The sequence below is a fragment of the Streptococcus sp. genome, from assembly GCF_030825805.1.
Taxonomy (GTDB): Bacteria; Bacillota; Bacilli; order Lactobacillales; family Streptococcaceae; genus Streptococcus.
Genome location: NZ_JAPJPF010000011.1, coordinates 24,502 through 42,138 on the forward strand (window position 1 = coordinate 24,502; position 17,637 = coordinate 42,138).

The 17,637-nt window shown below is 43.5% G+C and carries 17 protein-coding genes; 14 read left to right on the top strand and 3 right to left on the bottom strand.

Annotated features, from left to right (window positions below):
- From RCH62_RS02950 to RCH62_RS02985, 8 genes are all read left to right on the top strand, one after another.
- On the top strand, positions 1–840 hold the full coding sequence (locus RCH62_RS02950; RefSeq protein ID WP_306474591.1) for an SGNH/GDSL hydrolase family protein: 840 nt from the start codon (positions 1–3) through the stop codon (positions 838–840).
- Positions 812–1,468, top strand: coding sequence for a YpmS family protein (locus RCH62_RS02955; protein ID WP_306474592.1), 657 nt, complete (start codon positions 812–814; stop codon positions 1,466–1,468). Before RCH62_RS02950 ends, RCH62_RS02955 begins: the two co-directional genes overlap by 29 nt.
- A gap of 314 nt (positions 1,469–1,782) precedes the next feature.
- Positions 1,783–3,345, top strand: coding sequence for a 2-isopropylmalate synthase (locus tag RCH62_RS02960; RefSeq protein ID WP_306474593.1), 1,563 nt, complete (start codon positions 1,783–1,785; stop codon positions 3,343–3,345).
- Positions 3,346–3,356: 11 nt separating this feature from the next.
- Positions 3,357–4,394 (top strand): 3-isopropylmalate dehydrogenase, encoded by a 1,038-nt coding sequence (gene leuB / locus RCH62_RS02965; protein ID WP_306474594.1) that lies wholly within the window; start codon positions 3,357–3,359, stop codon positions 4,392–4,394.
- Positions 4,391–4,660, top strand: coding sequence for a DUF1294 domain-containing protein (locus RCH62_RS02970; RefSeq protein ID WP_048689804.1), 270 nt, complete (start codon positions 4,391–4,393; stop codon positions 4,658–4,660). Before leuB ends, RCH62_RS02970 begins: the two co-directional genes overlap by 4 nt.
- 2 nt (positions 4,661–4,662) lie before the next feature.
- Complete coding sequence (leuC, locus tag RCH62_RS02975) at positions 4,663–6,045, top strand: 3-isopropylmalate dehydratase large subunit (protein ID WP_306474595.1); 1,383 nt, start codon at positions 4,663–4,665, stop codon at positions 6,043–6,045.
- Between the two features lie 11 nt (positions 6,046–6,056).
- Positions 6,057–6,647, top strand: a complete 591-nt coding sequence (gene leuD, locus RCH62_RS02980; protein WP_306474597.1) for a 3-isopropylmalate dehydratase small subunit — start codon at positions 6,057–6,059, stop codon at positions 6,645–6,647.
- A 97-nt stretch (positions 6,648–6,744) separates the two neighbouring features.
- A complete protein-coding gene (locus RCH62_RS02985; protein ID WP_006596430.1) occupies positions 6,745–7,530 on the top strand; it encodes an L-threonylcarbamoyladenylate synthase in 786 nt (261 codons plus the stop codon).
- A gap of 85 nt (positions 7,531–7,615) precedes the next feature.
- Here RCH62_RS02985 and RCH62_RS02990 read toward each other — a convergent pair whose 3' ends face one another.
- The 3 genes from RCH62_RS02990 to plsY all read right to left on the bottom strand — a co-directional run bounded on the left by RCH62_RS02990 (position 7,616) and on the right by plsY (position 9,491).
- Positions 7,616–8,248: a DUF421 domain-containing protein gene (locus tag RCH62_RS02990; protein ID WP_048689792.1), complete on the bottom strand. Its 633-nt coding sequence runs from the start codon at positions 8,246–8,248 to the stop codon at positions 7,616–7,618.
- Positions 8,245–8,697 carry a DUF3290 family protein gene (locus RCH62_RS02995; RefSeq protein WP_048689788.1) on the bottom strand — a complete coding sequence of 151 codons (453 nt, stop codon included), beginning with the start codon at positions 8,695–8,697 and terminating at the stop codon, positions 8,245–8,247. The genes RCH62_RS02990 and RCH62_RS02995 overlap by 4 nt, the downstream gene beginning before the upstream one ends.
- Before the next feature lie 152 nt (positions 8,698–8,849).
- Positions 8,850–9,491 carry a glycerol-3-phosphate 1-O-acyltransferase PlsY gene (gene plsY, locus RCH62_RS03000; RefSeq protein WP_185761540.1) on the bottom strand — a complete coding sequence of 214 codons (642 nt, stop codon included), beginning with the start codon at positions 9,489–9,491 and terminating at the stop codon, positions 8,850–8,852.
- A gap of 188 nt (positions 9,492–9,679) precedes the next feature.
- Here plsY and parE point away from each other — a divergent pair, with 188 nt between their 5' ends.
- The 6 genes from parE (at position 9,680) to RCH62_RS03030 (ending at position 17,531) form a co-directional block, all read left to right on the top strand.
- Positions 9,680–11,629 (top strand): DNA topoisomerase IV subunit B, encoded by a 1,950-nt coding sequence (parE, locus tag RCH62_RS03005; protein ID WP_048788975.1) that lies wholly within the window; start codon positions 9,680–9,682, stop codon positions 11,627–11,629.
- Positions 11,630–11,970: 341 nt separating this feature from the next.
- Complete coding sequence (locus RCH62_RS03010; RefSeq protein ID WP_048788977.1) at positions 11,971–12,492, top strand: hypothetical protein; 522 nt, start codon at positions 11,971–11,973, stop codon at positions 12,490–12,492.
- Entirely contained in the window at positions 12,482–13,300 is an 819-nt protein-coding gene (locus tag RCH62_RS03015; protein ID WP_048788978.1) for an aminoglycoside 6-adenylyltransferase, read from the top strand. Before RCH62_RS03010 ends, RCH62_RS03015 begins: the two co-directional genes overlap by 11 nt.
- Positions 13,301–13,504: 204 nt before the next feature.
- Positions 13,505–15,958: a DNA topoisomerase IV subunit A gene (parC, locus tag RCH62_RS03020; RefSeq protein WP_306474598.1), complete on the top strand. Its 2,454-nt coding sequence runs from the start codon at positions 13,505–13,507 to the stop codon at positions 15,956–15,958.
- Between the two features lie 174 nt (positions 15,959–16,132).
- Entirely contained in the window at positions 16,133–17,158 is a 1,026-nt protein-coding gene (locus RCH62_RS03025) for a branched-chain amino acid aminotransferase (protein WP_306474599.1), read from the top strand.
- A gap of 142 nt (positions 17,159–17,300) precedes the next feature.
- Positions 17,301–17,531, top strand: a complete 231-nt coding sequence (locus RCH62_RS03030) for a DUF2969 domain-containing protein (protein ID WP_006596420.1) — start codon at positions 17,301–17,303, stop codon at positions 17,529–17,531.
- Positions 17,532–17,637 lie beyond the last annotated feature (106 nt).

Sequence of the window (17,637 nt, forward strand, 5' to 3'; positions counted from 1 at the left end):
ATGAATAGTAGAAAAATACTAGAGATGATCTTGTATTGTTTGGTCACTTTTCTGGTCTGCTTTTTTCTGGTCAATTGGCTCCTTCCTTCGGCAGAACCAGTGATGACCAAACCGTCAACAAGTGCCAAAAAGAAGGTAGTCACCTATGTAGCGATTGGGGATTCCTTGACCAAAGGCGTGGGAGATAGCACCAATCAGGGAGGTTTTGTCCCTCTGCTCGCTCAGAGTTTGACCAATGAAACAGGTCTTGAATTCAAAGCGATCAACTATGGTGTCTCTGGCAACACGAGTAGTCAAATTTTGTCACGCATGCAGGAGAAAAAGGAGATTCGAAAGGACCTGAAGCAGGCTCAGTTACTGACCATTACTGTCGGGGGCAATGATCTGCGAAAGGCCATTCTTGAGGATACCAGTAACTTAGATCTGGACCGCTTCGAAAAAGCATCGAAGACCTACGAGAAAAATCTCAAGCAGATCATCGAATTGGCCCGCAAGGACAATCCGGATCTGCCCGTTTACGTGGTGGGGATCTATAATCCCTTGTATCTCAACTTCCCCGATCTAACGGAATTGCAGACCCTTGTCGATCAGTGGAACCAAAGAACGGAGGAGACCCTCTCTGCCTATCAAGGCGTCTACTTTGTTCCAATCAATGACCTCCTCTATAAGGGCATTGATGGCAAGAGTGGGGTGACAGAATCCGAATTAGGAAAAGAAACTGTGACCAATGATGCCTTGTATGATGAGGGTAGTTTCCATCCCAATAATACTGGCTATGAGATCATGAAAGAAGCCGTACTGGAGAAAATACATGCAACTGAGAAAAAATGGTTCGAGTGAGAAGAAGGTTAAACCAGCAACCACAGGACGTCATTTTAAGGAGAGACGAGAAAAAACGCCGATTAACATCTGGAAATGGCTCTTTCTAGGCTTGGTCAGTTTCTTGCTGGCAACAAGTCTAGTCATATGGACTCGTTTCTCAACGGTACGAGAGGATGTCCGGCAACTACAGACTCCTAGCCAAGGAGGAGATGTCAAGATCGGCAGTATGACCACAACTAGGGCTCAACTAAATGAAACCATCAAGGTCATGCTGAAAAGTTATCATTTGAGTGATTATCAACTGTATGCAGACAACCAACAGATGTTACTAGAGGGGAAGATGGACTTTTTAGGAAAGGAGTACCCGCTCTATATCTATTTCCAGCCAAGTAAGCTAGAGGATGGGAGTATCCTCCTGACCCTCAAGGATTTTTCAGTTGGGACCTTGAAACTTCCTAAGAAGACCGTGATGCAGGTGCTGTCTACAAACAAGGATCTACCTGACTTTGTAAAAATTGATAGCAAAGAAGCGACGATCAAGATCGAGCTTGCTAAGATTAAAAATGAGATGGATTTCTATGTCAAGGCCAATACCATTGATCTATACAATGATCAAATCATCTTTGATCTCTACAGGAAAAAATAAGAAGATCAGGCGAAAGTAAGAAAGCGACTTTCGCCTTTATTTTGTTTCTATTCAAAAAATTCAGAATATTGTAGAAAATTCTTGACATTCAATTTTCCCTATGCTAAAATACTAAACAAGACATCAATCAAAGGAGAAAGTCAAACATGAAAACAGCTAAGTTTATTCAATTTGCTTTGTTGTTGAGGTACTCGGGCTAGTGCAAAAGCATTAGTCCTGTTTGGCTTACCAAGCGGGAGTAACAAGACATCTCGCTTAGGTAACTGGCGAGATGTTTTTATTTTATTCACTATGTTTAGAAATGAGGAGACCCTATGCGTAAAGTTGAATTTTTAGATACCAGCCTTCGGGACGGTGAACAGACTCCAGGAGTTAATTTCTCTATCAAAGAAAAGATTGCCATTGCCAAGCAATTGGAAAAATGGGGTATTTCTGCTATTGAGGCAGGTTTTCCTGCAGCCAGTCCGGATTCCTTTACTGCTGTGCAAGAGATTGCGAAGGTCTTGACAAAGACAGCCGTTACAGGTTTGGCTCGCTCCGTTAAATCCGATATCGATGCTTGCTATGAAGCCTTGAAAGACGCCAAGTATCCGCAAGTTCACGTCTTTATCGCAACGAGTCCCATTCACCGGGAGTTTAAACTCAACAAGACCAAGGAAGAAATTCTTGAAGCGATCAAGGAACACGTTTCTTATGCGCGTTCTAAGTTTAAAGTTGTTGAATTCTCGCCCGAAGATGCGACACGGACGGAGTTGGATTTCCTCTTGCAAGTTGTCCAGACTGCAGTCGATGCTGGCGCTAGCTACATCAATATTCCTGATACAGTCGGTTTCACGACACCAGCAGAGTACGGAGCTATTTTCAAATACTTGATTGACCATGTCAAGTCGGATCGTGAGATTATTTATTCCCCTCATTGTCATGATGATCTGGGAATGGCAGTGGCAAATAGCCTCGCCGCTGTCAAAAATGGAGCTGGTCGGGTCGAAGGTACTATCAATGGGATCGGGGAACGGGCTGGAAATGCTGCCCTTGAAGAAGTAGCGGTCGCTCTTAATATTCGCGAAGACTATTTCCAAGTGGAGAGTCCGATTGTCCTTAATGAAACCATCAACACCTCTGAGTTGGTCTCTCGTTACTCTGGGATTCCAATTCCTAAAAACAAGGCGGTTGTTGGTGGTAATGCCTTCTCACACGAGTCTGGGATTCACCAAGATGGAGTTCTTAAAAATCCACTTACCTATGAAATCATCACGCCTGAGTTGGTGGGGGTTAAGAGCAATAGCCTTCCACTTGGTAAATTGTCTGGTCGCCATGCCTTTGTCGAAAAACTGCATGAGTTGGGACTGGATTTCACAGAAGAAGACATCAAGCCATTGTTTGCTAAGTTTAAATCTCTGGCAGACAAGAAACACGAGATCACCGATGCCGATATCCGCGCCCTTGTTGCTGGTACAGCAGTGGAAAATCCGGAAGGCTTCCACTTTGATGATCTTCGCCTCACAACCAATGAAGATGAAAGCATCACTGCAGCAGTCAGTCTGAAAAATGAAGATGGTGAAATTCTTGAATACCTTGCCAAAGGTCAAGGTTCAGTGGAAGCGATCTTTAACGCTATTGATCAATTCTTCCACCAAGAAGTTCGTCTGACTTCCTACACCATTGATGCGGTGACAGATGGAATTGATGCCCAAGCGCGTGTGCTGGTCACTGTTGAAAACGAAGCAACGGATACCATCTTTAACGCTTCTGGTTTAGACTTTGACGTATTGAAGGCGTCAGCGATTGCCTATATCAATGCCAATACCTTGGTGCAAAAAGAGAATGCTGGAGAGATTGGTCACATTGTATCCTATCGTGATCTACCAGATGCCTAAAGGAGAACACTATGACGAAGAAGATTATCGCCCTAGCTGGAGACGGGATTGGACCAGAGATCATGGAGGCTGGCCTGTCCGTGCTGAAAGCAGTGGCAGAAAAAACAAATTTTAACTATTCAGTCCAAGCTCATCCATTTGGGGGAGCAGGGATTGATGCGGCTGGTCATCCTCTACCAGCTTCTACTCTAGAAGCTACAAAGGAAGCGGATGCCATTCTCTTAGCGGCTATCGGAAGTCCTCAGTATGACCAAGCACCGATTCGTCCGGAGCAAGGCTTGTTAGCTCTTCGTAAGGAGCTCAACCTTTATGCCAACATTCGTCCGGTCAAAATCTACGATGCCCTCAAGCACCTCTCTCCATTGAAGGAGGAGCGCATCCATGGTGTGGACTTCATAGTGGTTCGCGAGCTCACCGGCGGGATCTACTTCGGAGAGCATATCTTAGAAGAAAATCAAGCACGGGATATCAACGAATACTCGGTTGAAGAAGTAGAGCGAATCGTGCGGAAGGCTTTTGAGATTGCACGGGGACGTCGCAAGAAAGTCACCAGCATTGATAAGCAAAATGTCCTCGCAACCTCCAAGCTTTGGAGAAAAGTAGCTGATCGAGTGGCTCAAGACTTCCCGGATGTGACCCTGGAGCACCAGTTAGTAGACTCAGCAGCCATGCTCATGATTACCAATCCTTCTCGCTTTGATGTCATCGTGACAGAAAACCTCTTTGGTGATATCCTTTCAGACGAGTCAAGTGTCTTGTCTGGCACTCTTGGGGTCATGCCATCGGCTAGCCATTCAGAGTCAGGTCCAAGCATGTATGAGCCTATTCATGGATCAGCTCCAGATATTGCAGGTCAAGGAGTAGCCAATCCAGTCTCGATGATCCTCTCTGTTGCCATGATGATGCGAGAAAGTTTTGATCGAGAAGAAGATGCTAGCCGCATTGAAAAAGCAGTTGAAGCGACTCTTGCTGCAGGGATCTTTACGAGAGACTTAGGTGGCAGTGCTTCGACAAAAGAAATGACAGAAGAGATTATAAAACGCTTATGAGTGTAAAAGGAATGATTACTGGCTTGATCCTTCTATGGAATCTCTTCGTAGGGATTCTCTACGGAGTGGATAAGGAAAAGGCCAAAAGAAATACTTGGCGGATACCAGAAAAGACCTTGCTCTTTTATGCTTTTGCAGTTGGAGGGCTAGGAGCCTGGATAGGAGGGCTACTCTTTCATCACAAGACACAGAAGTGGTATTTTAAGGTCACCTGGCTCTTAGGAACCCTTCTCACACTTTACACACTCTACGCTTTATGGAGGTAAGGATGGCAGGAAAATCAATTTTTGATAAAATCTGGGAACGGCATGTAGTGACCGGTGAGGAAGGCCAGCCCCAACTCATGTATGTGGACCAACACTATATCCACGAGGTGACCAGTCCCCAGGCTTTTCAAGGGCTTAGAGACACTGGTAGAAGGGTTCGGAGACCAGATTTAACCTTTGGAACCTTTGATCACAATGTCCCGACTGTTAACATTTATGATATCCGGGATGTGATTTCCAAGGCTCAGATTGATAAATTAGCTGAAAATGTCAAGGACTTTGGGATCGATCATGCAGGTCATGGTTCAGAAAAACAGGGAATTGTCCATATGGTTGGTCCTGAAACAGGACGTACCCAGCCTGGAAAGTTCATTGTCTGTGGAGACAGCCATACGGCGACCCATGGAGCTTTCGGCGCCATTGCCTTTGGAATTGGGACCAGTGAGGTGGAGCATGTCTTTGCGACTCAGACCATCTGGCAGGTCAAACCGAAGAAGCTCTTGGTCGAGTTTACTGGAAAGCCTCAGAAGGGGATTTATGCCAAGGACTATATTTTGGCCTTGATTGCTCATTATGGCGTAGCCTGTGGGGTTGGCCATGTGGTCGAGTATAGAGGGGAAGCAATCGATAGCCTCACCATGGAAGAGCGGATGACCATCTGCAATATGTCCATTGAATTCGGCTCTAAGATGGGGATTATGAATCCAGATGAGACGACTTTTGACTATCTCCGTGGTCGTGAATGTGTGCCAAAAGATTTTGAAGCTGCAGTAGCCGATTGGCAGTCCCTGGTCAGTGACAACGATGCGACATATGATAGAGTCATCACCATCGATGTATCCCAGTTAGCACCCATGGTGACCTGGGGGACCAACCCTTCTATGGGAGTCGACGTGGAAACAGCCTTTCCAGAAATTCGGGATATGAATGATGAACGGGCCTATGCCTACATGGATCTCCAACCAGGTCAAAAGGCTTCAGACATCGAGTTGGGCTATATCTTTATCGGATCTTGTACCAATGCCAGACTCAGCGATTTGCAGCTGGCTGCCCGTTTCGTAGAAGGGAAGAAAATTGCCCCTAATTTAACCGCCATCGTAGTTCCAGGTTCCCGTCCTGTCAAACGAGCAGCGGAAAAAATGGGTTTGGATAAGATCTTTCTGGATGCTGGCTTTGAATGGCGTGATCCAGGATGCTCTATGTGTCTCGGGATGAATCCAGACAAGGTGCCGGATGGCGTCCACTGTGCCTCTACTAGCAACCGAAACTTTGAAGACCGCCAAGGATTTGGGGCTAAGACCCATCTCTGTAGCCCCGCAATGGCCGCTGCAGCAGCAATAGCCGGTCGCTTTGTCGATGTGCGCCAAATGCCAGAAGTTGAGTAAAAGGAGGAATCATGGAGAAATTTACCATTTATACGGGAACTACGGTTCCTTTGATGAACGATAATATCGATACCGACCAAATCCTCCCCAAGCAATTTTTAAAGCTGATTGATAAAAAAGGCTTTGGTAAATACCTCATGTACGCTTGGCGCTACTTGGATGATCAATACACCGAGGATACAGAATTTATCTTTAACAAACCAGAATACAGCAAGGCAACCATCTTGATTACTGGCGACAATTTTGGGGCTGGTTCTTCTCGGGAGCACGCAGCCTGGGCTTTAGCTGATTATGGCTTTAAAGTCGTTATCGCCGGCTCTTTTGGAGATATCCATTACAATAATGAACTCAATAATGGGATGCTACCAATAGTCCAGCCTTTAGAGGTTCGTCAAAAGCTGGCAAGCTTGAAGCCGACAGATGAGGTAACGGTGGATTTGGAAGAGCAGAAGATCATCTCGCCTGTTGGAGAATTTAGCTTTGAGATCGATGGGGATTGGAAGAACAAATTACTCAACGGTCTAGATGATATTGGGATTACCCTCCAATACGAGGACTTGATTGCTGCTTATGAGAAGAATCGGCCCGCCTATTGGCAATAAAAATTGTATAGTTAATTAAGAATTTTCAGAAAATACATTGAAGCTTTTTGGGAATTTTGATAGAATAGAAAAAAAGAAATAGAAGAGGACGAAATTTATGACAAAACACATTCAATGGGACGGAACACTTTCACAAGAAGGATTTGACATTCTTAAAGGAGAGGGTGGCTGTATCGTCTGCCCTACCAAAGTCGGCTACATCATCATGACCAGTGACAAGGCTGGCTTGGAACGGAAGTTTGAAGCCAAAGAACGTAACCGCAACAAACCTGGTGTAGTTCTTTGTGGAAGCATGGATGAACTTCGTGCCCTTGCTCAATTGAATCCTGAAATCGAAGCCTTCTACCAAAAACATTGGGATGAAGATATCTTGCTTGGTTGTATCCTTCCTTGGCGTGAAGATGCTTATGCAAAATTACAAGCCTTCGGAGATGGACGCGAAGAACTCATGACAGACGTTCGTGGAACCAGCTGTTTTGTCATTAAATTTGGTAAAGCTGGTGAGCAAATCGCCAAAGAAATGTGGGAAAAAGAAGGCAAGATGGTTTACGCCTCTTCAGCCAATCCTTCAGGTAAAGGAAACCGTGGTAAGGTTGAAGGAATCGGTGAGCGCATTGAAGGTGCCGTAGACTTGGTCATCGAAGCTGACGATTATGTAGCCTCTATCCAACCAGACAAAACCATTGAAACACGCTATGAACAAGGGGTGATGGTCTCAATGGTGGATGCAGAAGGAAAACTCATCCCAGAACAAGGAGCAGGCAGCCGTTCTGTTAATACTTGTCCAGTTGTGATCCGTAAAGGATTGGATATCGATAAGATCATGATGCACCTATCCGATCATTTCAACTCTTGGAACTACCGCCAAGGGGAGTACTATTAAAAGATAGATGGATTAAAAAGGTCGTTACTTACAGTAACGACCTTTTTGCGTTTTTTTATTATTTACTAATAGCTGACTTCCAATCTTAGTAAGTCACTACATTAATCTCGCCCTTATCGTACTCAGCGATAAAGATGTCATCAACAGTTTCGAATCCTTTTTTATTGAGTTCGGCCATGAGCCATTCTTCAGTTTTACCAATGGTCTCTAAGATCTCTACTTGGACCACACCATCTGTAATGATTGGGTATTTGGGATTTTCATCTCCCATTCGAACGATTATGAGTTGGCCATTTTGTTCGATGACGGCTCTTTTGACTTCTTTCAATTGGAAGACCCCTTGAGAGCGCAACTTAAGAGCGACGTCAGAAGCAGAAAGGCCTTTTGAGCGACAAGCTTCTGGATCTAATTTTCCGTTTTTTATGATAATAGTTGGTTTTCCATCAATCAGATGTTTGATGAAGTAAACATTGGTATTAAGCCATTTGAGTGACAGAATCAAAATCGTCCAGATGATGAGGATGACGATATATTGAAGGATGGTAATCGAGCTATTGTAGATGACCCCGCCGATAATACCCCCGAGAACAAAGTTCTGTATTTGGTCTACTGCAGAACTTGGAGCTAAATTTCCTTTTCCTGTTACGTTAATAACAAAAACAAGAGAAAGAAGCCCCAAGGCCAATTTAATTGCAATTGTAGCAAAAAAGCTTATCATTTTTCAACCTCCACCAGTTCTACATCTGTTTTATATAAGTCCATTTTTTCAAGTAAATAGCTATCTGGGTCTGTTCCGCTAATCGCACGATAGAATTGCTTGTCTACCTTGATAATAGCTCCGTCGGTCGTATCCGAAGTATTGACATAGACATCTTCTTTATCTACACCTAATTCTTTTGAAACAACTTCGATAAAGTGTAGGGAAGAGCGGAATTGATTGTCATTAGACTGATTGTTTTGAAAATTTGAAATGCCAATCAAAACAACGGCTACTAAGATTAAGACAGAAATAATAGACAATTCACGGAACTTACTTCCACGTTTATCCTTATATGCCTTAAAGACAAAAAAAGCCGTTACCAACACTAAGAGAATGGACATGATTACCATGACCCAATTTTGCTGGCTAATCTGACTCAATACATAATCATATGAATAGAATTTCATAAAAATCCTCCCGATTTTGAATTCAAGATATTATAAACTAAATCCTCCTTAATTGCAATGATTAAAAACAAAAGGAAGAAAAAACTTATAGAACTTTTTTGAAGAGAAGTGCTGACAAAGTGATCGCAAACAAAAAAACTAGAGCAAAAGTTCTAGTCTTTATGTTTTTGATGGGTGATGTTTTTTCCCCAGGAGATGATATTTTCATTCTTGTTGAGGATTCGTTTGATATTGTCCTTGTGGCGGATAATAATCAAGGTCGCTAAAGCGAGGACGACGATGGTAAAAATCAGATCGTAGCTCGGGAGAACCCAACCAGTCAGCGGGAGGATGAGGACTCCGATACTAGCCAGAATAGCGACCGTCACACTTGAAAAGGAAATCATACTTGTCAAGTAAAGGCTAGCAAAGAAATAAATGGCTAAAAGGATGAGGAAAACGGGAGAGAAGCCGATGAGGACCCCTGCACTAGTCGCTACTGCCTTGCCTCCTTTAAAGCCTGCAAAAATTGGGAAGGTGTGTCCAAGGACTGCTAAAAGACCAAAGACCATAGGAGAAATTCCTGAAACCCCAAAAATAGTCGGCAATAAAACAGCCAAGGTTCCCTTGAGGAAATCAACAGCAAAGACGACCAGACCTGCCTTTGTCCCTAGGATACGGAAGGTATTGGTGGTTCCTGTATTTCCAGAACCGTGTTCGCGGAGATTGATGTTAAAGAAGGCTTTTCCTATCCACAAACCAGAAGGGATAGAGCCTAATAGGTATGCTAATACGAGTAAAAGAATTGTTTTCATCATAGTTTCATTATATCAAAAATGCTTTGAATGAAAAAGAAAATATCTAGCTGATTTGTCACATCGGATAGTTGGTTTGAATCAATCGCACTTAAATAGCCTAGTTAAAGGGAGAGAAGAAAGAAAAATTTTGCAAAATTTCCTAAAAAACTGTAATATAGAAAAGATGAACAAACAGGAGGTTCCTTGTGTCTAAAAAGGAAATCAACATTAATAATTATAATGACGATGCCATTCAGGTACTAGAAGGGTTGGATGCGGTCCGTAAACGTCCAGGGATGTATATTGGATCCACGGATGGAAATGGGCTTCACCATTTGGTCTGGGAAATTGTCGACAATGCTGTCGATGAAGCCCTATCTGGTTTTGGTTCTCAAATTGACGTTACCATCAACAAAGACGGGTCCTTATCTGTAGCAGACCAAGGTCGGGGGATGCCGACAGGGATGCATGCTATGGGTAAACCAACCGTTGAGGTCATCTTTACCGTCCTCCATGCGGGTGGGAAGTTTGGTCAAGGTGGCTATAAGACTTCTGGTGGTCTCCACGGGGTAGGATCTTCGGTCGTGAATGCCCTCTCCAGCTGGCTTGAGGTAGAGATTACCCGTGATGGAGCGGTCTACAAGCAACGCTTTGAAGGTGGTGGGAAGCCTGTTACCACTCTTGAGAAGATTGGGTCGGCTCCTAAGTCTAAGACGGGAACCAAGGTTACTTTCATGCCGGATGCCACCATCTTCTCAACGACGGATTTCAAGTTTAATACCATTGCGGAGCGGATCAAAGAATCAGCTTTCTTACTCAAGGATGTAACACTGACGTTGACCGATCTCCGTAAGGAAGAAGACAACTATGTCGCCTTCCATTACGAGAATGGTGTTCAGGATTTCGTTGAGTACTTAAATGAAGATAAAGAAACCTTGACGCCGGTGCTCTACTTTAATGGAGAATCAGAAGGCTTCCAAGTAGAAGTTGCCCTCCAATACAATGATGGTTATTCTGATAATATCTTGTCCTTCGTTAATAATGTCCGCACCAAGGATGGGGGAACCCACGAGACGGGACTGAAGACAGCTATTACCAAGGCCATGAACGACTATGCAAGAAAGACGGGGCTTCTCAAAGAAAAAGACAAGAACCTAGAAGGATCCGACTACCGGGAAGGACTTTCTGCAGTACTTTCGATCTTGGTGCCAGAAGCTCATTTGCAGTTTGAAGGGCAGACCAAGGACAAACTAGGAAGTCCACTTGCTCGACCAGTTGTTGACGGGATTGTCGCTGACAAGTTGACCTTCTTCCTCATGGAAAATGGGGAGTTGGCTTCCAATCTCATTCGTAAGGCTATTAAGGCCCGGGATGCGCGTGAAGCTGCTCGAAAGGCGCGGGATGAAAGCCGAAATGGCAAGAAGAGCAAAAAGGACAAGGGACTTTTGTCTGGTAAATTGACACCAGCCCAGTCTAAAAATCCTAAGAAAAACGAACTCTATCTAGTCGAAGGAGACTCAGCCGGCGGTTCTGCCAAACAAGGACGGGACCGGAAGTTCCAAGCGATTCTTCCACTTCGTGGGAAGGTTCTTAATACTGAGAAGGCCAATATGAGTGATATCCTCAAGAACGAGGAAATCAACACTATGATCTACACCATTGGTGCAGGAGTTGGGGCAGATTTCTCTGTGGAAGACGCCAACTACGATAAGATCATTATCATGACCGATGCGGATACAGATGGTGCCCACATTCAAACCCTCCTCTTAACCTTCTTCTATCGCTATATGCGCCCTTTGGTAGAAGCAGGGCATGTCTACATTGCACTTCCTCCTCTTTATAAGATGTCGAAAGGCAAAGGCAAGAAAGAAGAAGTAGCCTATGCTTGGACAGATAGCGAATTAGAAGAGTTGCGTCGGACCTTTGGCCGTGGAGCAACCATTCAACGGTACAAAGGGTTGGGTGAGATGAATGCAGACCAGCTTTGGGAGACCACCATGAACCCAGAAACCCGTACCTTGATCCGTGTCACGATTGATGACTTGGCGCGTGCAGAACGCCGTGTCTCCGTACTCATGGGGGATAAGGCTGCACCACGTCGTCAATGGATTGAAGATAACGTTAAGTTTACCTTGGAAGAAACGACCGCGTTTTAAGGAGTGTGAGTGATGGATAGTTCAGGACATTCGATTATATGGACTTACTTAGGTTTTATTTTCATAGTCTCGTCGCCCTAGGTGTTCCTATGATCGTGATTGCCTTGCTTTATCACGTCATCCGATTATTTCCTGTTTTTCCTAAATATGGATGGAAAATAATCCTAATTTTCCTTGCTTATCTAGCGAGTGCTGTCCTTTTTTACCTGGTTGTGCTAGTATGTCGGAAAAGTTTTTGCAACATCGAAGCATGATGATAGGGGTAATGTTCCTTTCTCTTGTTCTATCTTATTTGCCAGCCATATTTTTGAATATTATTTAGAATCGTAGGAAGGTCTGAAATGAATGATATCTTATTACCTATAACTTTCTCTACTTTCCCATTCTTACCGGTCGTATTAGTCGCTACATTTATTTATATTGCAATTAAGAAAAATAAATCCAAGATCCATTTTTTAGGATATTATTTCCCTATTGCAGGGATTTTAACCATGAATGCAATCAGTGATTATTCCTCTAAGAATTTTGAAGGACATTTGTCAATTATCATAGTATTGGTGACGTTTTACTTGCCTTTATTATATACATCCCTAGTTTATAGTGGCATACGTCTCTATTCGGTTTATAGCCATCAATTATTGAAAGCCTCTCTGATTTTAGGGATCTATCTCCTAGCTAGCATCTATATGCATTTGATGATCTTTAAAGTTCAAGGTCAATTTATTAAGGTGGTCATCAACTTCCATTTAGCGAAACTTATAATTATGATTTCCTCGTTTCTTCCATCTGTTTATCTATTTTTTGATAAAAACCAACAATTCCAAGGATTTGTAAGTAATGAAGGAGTAAAAGATGAGAACTGATACAGAAATGATGAATCTGATTGTGCAAATAGCTGAATCTCTGCAAGTGGAAGCAGTGGCCTTATCCGGATCGAGGACTAGCCCACATCCCCTGAAAGATGAGTTCCAAGATTATGATGTGGTCTATATTGTTGAGAATCTAGAAGACCTGGTTTCAGATTTATCATGGATGGATCAGTTTGGTAAACGCATCATTGAGCAAGAAGTTACTCTAGGACACCGTCATCTTTACCTCATGCTCTTTGAAGATGGCAATCGTATTGATTTGACACTCTGTCCCAAGGAACATATTCAAGAGTGGGTGGATAGCGAAGCAGATTTTAGAGCGCTTAAAGACGACAAAGGTTTGTTTGACTCTTACATTCCTAGTCCGAAGCGCTACTGGACCGCTCCGCCTACTGAAGAGGAATTTGCTGTATCCTGCAATGAATTTTGGTGGGTATCGACTTATGTCGTCAAAGGGATTCGAAGAAATCAGCTTCTCTATGCGACTGATCACCTCTATGGCATCTGCCAGCAAGAACTTCTCAAGGTATTAGCTTGGCAGGTGACAACCTATAGAGGATCAGTTGATATCGGAAAGAACTACAAGTACCTCTTCCAGTATCTACCAGCTGAGCAAGAGAAGGAGTTCTCAGCACTTCTTGATTTATCTAGTTTAGAGAAGGTTAGTCAATCCTTATTTGCTACCATGAAGTTATTCGATTGTGAAGCACAAAGTCTGGCCCAAAAGATGGGATTTGACTATGATCAGGAAGTGGCTGTAAAGATGATGACTTATGCTGAAGAGAAACTTTCTAATCATTAATTAATCTATTTTAAACAGCAGAAAGGATAGTTTAGTTACTTGTAGTAACTGAACACCTTCTTTTATAAAAATCTACTCAACATTCTTTGAAAGGAGTTGAACACGCCCTAAATACTGTGTGAAAAAGATAAATTCTTTTGTGAGCATCGCTCACTGCAAGAATTTCCTATTTTCACTTTGTATTTTACGGGCTTTGTATCCTATATGAGTAATATCCAAAACATGTCTCTAGAGGACATCATGGGAGAGCGCTTTGGTCGCTACTCCAAATACATTATTCAAGAACGGGCTCTTCCTGATATTCGGGATGGCTTGAAGCCAGTTCAACGGCGGATTCTTTATTCTATGAATAAGGATGGCAATACCCATGACAAGGGCTACCGCAAGTCTGCCAAGTCTGTCGGAAATATCATGGGGAATTTTCACCCTCACGGGGATTCTTCTATCTATGATGCCATGGTCCGTATGTCTCAAGACTGGAAGAACCGCGAGATCCTAGTTGAGATGCACGGTAACAATGGTTCTATGGACGGTGATCCACCGGCTGCCATGCGTTATACGGAAGCCCGTCTGTCTGAAATTGCTGGTTATCTCCTTCAAGATATCGAAAAGAACACAGTGCCATTTGCCTGGAACTTTGACGATACAGAAAAAGAGCCAACTGTTTTGCCTGCAGCCTTTCCAAACCTCTTGGTCAATGGAGCTACGGGTATTTCTGCTGGTTATGCGACAGATATTCCGCCCCATAACCTTGCTGAAGTCATCGATGCGGTGGTCTACATGATCGACCATCCTTCTGCTAAGGTAGACAAACTCATGGAGTTTCTACCTGGACCTGATTTCCCGACTGGTGCTATTATCCAAGGTCGTGATGAGATCAAGAAAGCCTATGAAACAGGTAAGGGACGGGTGGTTGTCCGCTCTAAGACAGAGATCGAGCAACTCAAAGGTGGCAAGCAGCAAATCGTCGTCACTGAGATTCCTTATGAGATCAACAAGGCTGTCTTGGTCAAGAAGATCGACGATGTTCGTGTCAATAACAAGGTGGCCGGTATTGCTGAAGTTCGGGATGAGTCTGACCGGGATGGTCTTCGCATTGCCATTGAGTTGAAGAAAGATGCCAATGCAGATCTAATCTTGAACTACTTGTTCAAGTACACAGATTTACAGGTCAACTACAACTTCAATATGGTGGCAATTGACAACTATACCCCTCGTCAAGTGGGGATTGTACCGATTTTATCAAGCTACATTGCTCACCGTCGAGATATCATTGTCGCTCGCTCTCGCTTTGACAAGGAAAAAGCCGAACGACGCCTCCACATTGTAGAGGGATTGATCCGCGTCATTTCCATCCTTGATGAAGTCATCGCCTTAATCCGTGCTTCTGATAACAAGGCAGATGCTAAGGAAAACCTTAAGATTAGCTATGATTTCACAGAAGAGCAAGCAGAAGCCATTGTCACCTTGCAATTGTACCGTTTGACCAATACAGATATCGTCACCTTGGAAGAAGAGCATGCTAACCTCAAGGAGCAAATCGCGACCTTGGCTGCTATCATAGGGGATGAACGGACTATGTTCAATCTCATGAAGAAGGAATTGCGTGAAGTTAAGAAGCTCTTTGGCAATCCGCGTCGTAGTGAGCTACAAGACACTGCTAAAACAATTGAGATTGATACAGCCAGCCTCATTGTCGAAGAAGAAACCTTCGTTAGCGTGACCCGTGCTGGTTATATCAAACGGACCTCTCCTCGTTCTTTCAATGCATCTACAGTGGAAGAAGTCGGTAAGCGGGACGACGATGAATTGATTTTCGTAGAGCCTGCTAAGACTACCCAGCATCTCTTACTCTTTACCAACTTGGGAAATGCCATTTATCGACCTGTTCATGAATTAGCAGATACCAAGTGGAAGGACATCGGTGAACACCTCAGTCAAACCTTGACCAATTTTGAGCAGGAAGAAGAAATACTGTTTGCGGAGATTGTAGATCAGTTTGAGGGTGTGACCTACTTTGCAGCTACCCAACAAGGCCAAATCAAGCGCTTTGAACGCAAGGAATTGAGCCCATGGCGGACCTACCGCTCCAAATCAACGAAGTACGCTAAGCTGAAAGACCAAGAGGACCGTATCGTAGCGGTTGCACCAGTTGTCCTCGAGGACATCATGATCATTACCCAAAATGGCTATGGTCTGCGCTTCAATATTGAAGAGGTGCCAGTAGTTGGGGCTAAAGCAGCAGGAGTCAAAGCTATTAACCTGAAAGATGGAGATCAAGTGGTAGCCGTCTTTAAGTCGACGACTCCAAGCATGTACATTCTGACCCAGAGAGGCAGTCTGAAACGGATGTCCCAGGACGATATTCCAGTGACTAGCCGGGCCAAACGCGGATTGCAAGTCTTACGTGAATTGAAGTCTAAACCACACCGCGTCTTCAAGGCAGGTCCAGTCTTCACGGACCAAGGGGATTTTGATCTCTTCACGAGCCAGGAAGAAGTAGCAGAGCAGGATCAAATCCTTCAGATTACCTCCACTACAGGTCAGGTGACAGAAGTGGATGTTACCCAACTCAACTTATCAGAACGAACTAGCAATGGTTCCTTTGTCAATGATCAAATTTCTGATCAAGAAGTCTTTACTGCTAGAATCAAATAAAACCAAAATTAGCCAGTTTATGGCTAATTTTGTTTGCTCGATAAATTTTCTGAAAATTGCAAATTTCACTTGAAATTCTCATGAAATGGTGTAAAATAGAGTACATGAATAAAGTCATCCTTTGTGGTGGCTCTTGCTATTTAGCAAGTCTTGAATGGAAGAAGGATAACAGACATGACAGTATCACTTGATTGGGAAAATCTTGGATTTTCTTATATGAAATTACCTTACCGCTACATCGCCTATTACCGCAATGGTGCTTGGGAAAAAGGAGAACTATCCGAAGATGCTACACTTCATATTTCGGAATCTTCTCCAAGTTTGCACTATGGACAGCAAGCTTTCGAGGGGCTGAAAGCCTACCGTACAAAAGATGGCAGTATTCAATTGTTCCGTCCAGATGAAAATGCCAAACGCCTGCAACGGACTGCTGATCGTCTTTTGATGCCTCAAGTTCCAACGGATATGTTTGTGGAAGCTTGTAAAGCAGTAGTGCGTGCCAATGAAGAATATGTCCCACCGTATGGAACAGGTGGAACACTCTATCTTCGTCCGCTTTTGATTGGAGTCGGAGATATCATAGGAGTAAAGCCAGCAGAAGAATACATCTTTACCATTTTTGCTATGCCAGTTGGAAACTACTTCAAGGGTGGCTTGGTTCCAACCAACTTCTTAATCCAAGACGAATATGACCGGGCAGCTCCTCATGGGACGGGTGCAGCGAAAGTCGGTGGAAACTATGCCGCTAGCCTCTTACCTGGTAAATTAGCTAAGTCTCGGAACTTCTCAGACGTGATTTACTTGGATCCAGCGACCCACACCAAGATTGAAGAAGTGGGATCTGCTAACTTCTTTGGGATCACAGCTGATAATGAGTTTGTGACTCCACTTAGCCCATCAATTCTGCCATCTATTACCAAGTATTCCTTGCTCTATCTTGCTGAGCATCGTCTTGGTTTGAAACCAATCGAAGGTGATGTCCCAATCGATCATCTAGACCGATTTGTCGAAGCAGGGGCTTGTGGAACTGCTGCCGTTATTTCACCAATAGGTGGAGTTCAACACGGAGATAACTTCCATGTCTTCTATTCAGAAACAGAAGTAGGACCAATTACCCGCAAGCTTTATGATGAATTAACGGGCATCCAGTTTGGTGATATAGAAGCACCAGAAGGATGGATCTTCAAGGTAACTGAATAAATCAATCATAAGAGGGGGGACTCCCTCTTTTTTTCATAGGAATAAATACTAGCAAAATAAAATAATTTAATCATGAAACATTTTCGGCTTGCAAGCATGTGAAAATTTTTGTAAAATAAAGGGGTTGAAATGAGGTAGAAGAATGAGTAAAAAAGATAAAAAAATCGAAATTCAAATTGCAGATAGTAAAGTGGTTGTAGGTAAGGAAACCTTTGATGGCTACCAATTAACGATTGGGAAGAAGGCTATTGCTGAGATTGCTGATATGGGGGCTCAATTTGCCCTCGTAAAAAACGCATCTGTAGACAGTCTTTATAAATCCCTTGAAAAAGCAGTGGAAAGTGCCATCGAAAATTATAATTTGAACAAATAAGGGGTTGCATTTTCATGAAATCAATGGTATAATTGTGACTGTTGATTTGCTTGGAGAGATAGCGAAGAGGCTAAACGCGGCGGACTGTAAATCCGCTCCTTCGGGT

Coding starts and splice junctions, on each gene's coding strand:
- leuC (WP_306474595.1), top strand. CDS start 4,663: ATGGCAGGAAAATCAATTTTTGATAAAATCTGGGAACGGCATGTAGTG.
- RCH62_RS03025 (WP_306474599.1), top strand. CDS start 16,133: ATGACAGTATCACTTGATTGGGAAAATCTTGGATTTTCTTATATGAAA.
- plsY (WP_185761540.1), bottom strand. CDS start 9,491: ATGAAAACAATTCTTTTACTCGTATTAGCATACCTATTAGGCTCTATC.
- parC (WP_306474598.1), top strand. CDS start 13,505: ATGAGTAATATCCAAAACATGTCTCTAGAGGACATCATGGGAGAGCGC.
- RCH62_RS02995 (WP_048689788.1), bottom strand. CDS start 8,697: ATGAAATTCTATTCATATGATTATGTATTGAGTCAGATTAGCCAGCAA.
- RCH62_RS02960 (WP_306474593.1), top strand. CDS start 1,783: ATGCGTAAAGTTGAATTTTTAGATACCAGCCTTCGGGACGGTGAACAG.
- RCH62_RS02985 (WP_006596430.1), top strand. CDS start 6,745: ATGACAAAACACATTCAATGGGACGGAACACTTTCACAAGAAGGATTT.
- RCH62_RS03030 (WP_006596420.1), top strand. CDS start 17,301: ATGAGTAAAAAAGATAAAAAAATCGAAATTCAAATTGCAGATAGTAAA.
- RCH62_RS02990 (WP_048689792.1), bottom strand. CDS start 8,248: ATGATAAGCTTTTTTGCTACAATTGCAATTAAATTGGCCTTGGGGCTT.
- RCH62_RS03015 (WP_048788978.1), top strand. CDS start 12,482: ATGAGAACTGATACAGAAATGATGAATCTGATTGTGCAAATAGCTGAA.
- leuD (WP_306474597.1), top strand. CDS start 6,057: ATGGAGAAATTTACCATTTATACGGGAACTACGGTTCCTTTGATGAAC.
- RCH62_RS02970 (WP_048689804.1), top strand. CDS start 4,391: ATGAGTGTAAAAGGAATGATTACTGGCTTGATCCTTCTATGGAATCTC.
- leuB (WP_306474594.1), top strand. CDS start 3,357: ATGACGAAGAAGATTATCGCCCTAGCTGGAGACGGGATTGGACCAGAG.
- RCH62_RS03010 (WP_048788977.1), top strand. CDS start 11,971: ATGAATGATATCTTATTACCTATAACTTTCTCTACTTTCCCATTCTTA.
- RCH62_RS02950 (WP_306474591.1), top strand. CDS start 1: ATGAATAGTAGAAAAATACTAGAGATGATCTTGTATTGTTTGGTCACT.
- RCH62_RS02955 (WP_306474592.1), top strand. CDS start 812: ATGCAACTGAGAAAAAATGGTTCGAGTGAGAAGAAGGTTAAACCAGCA.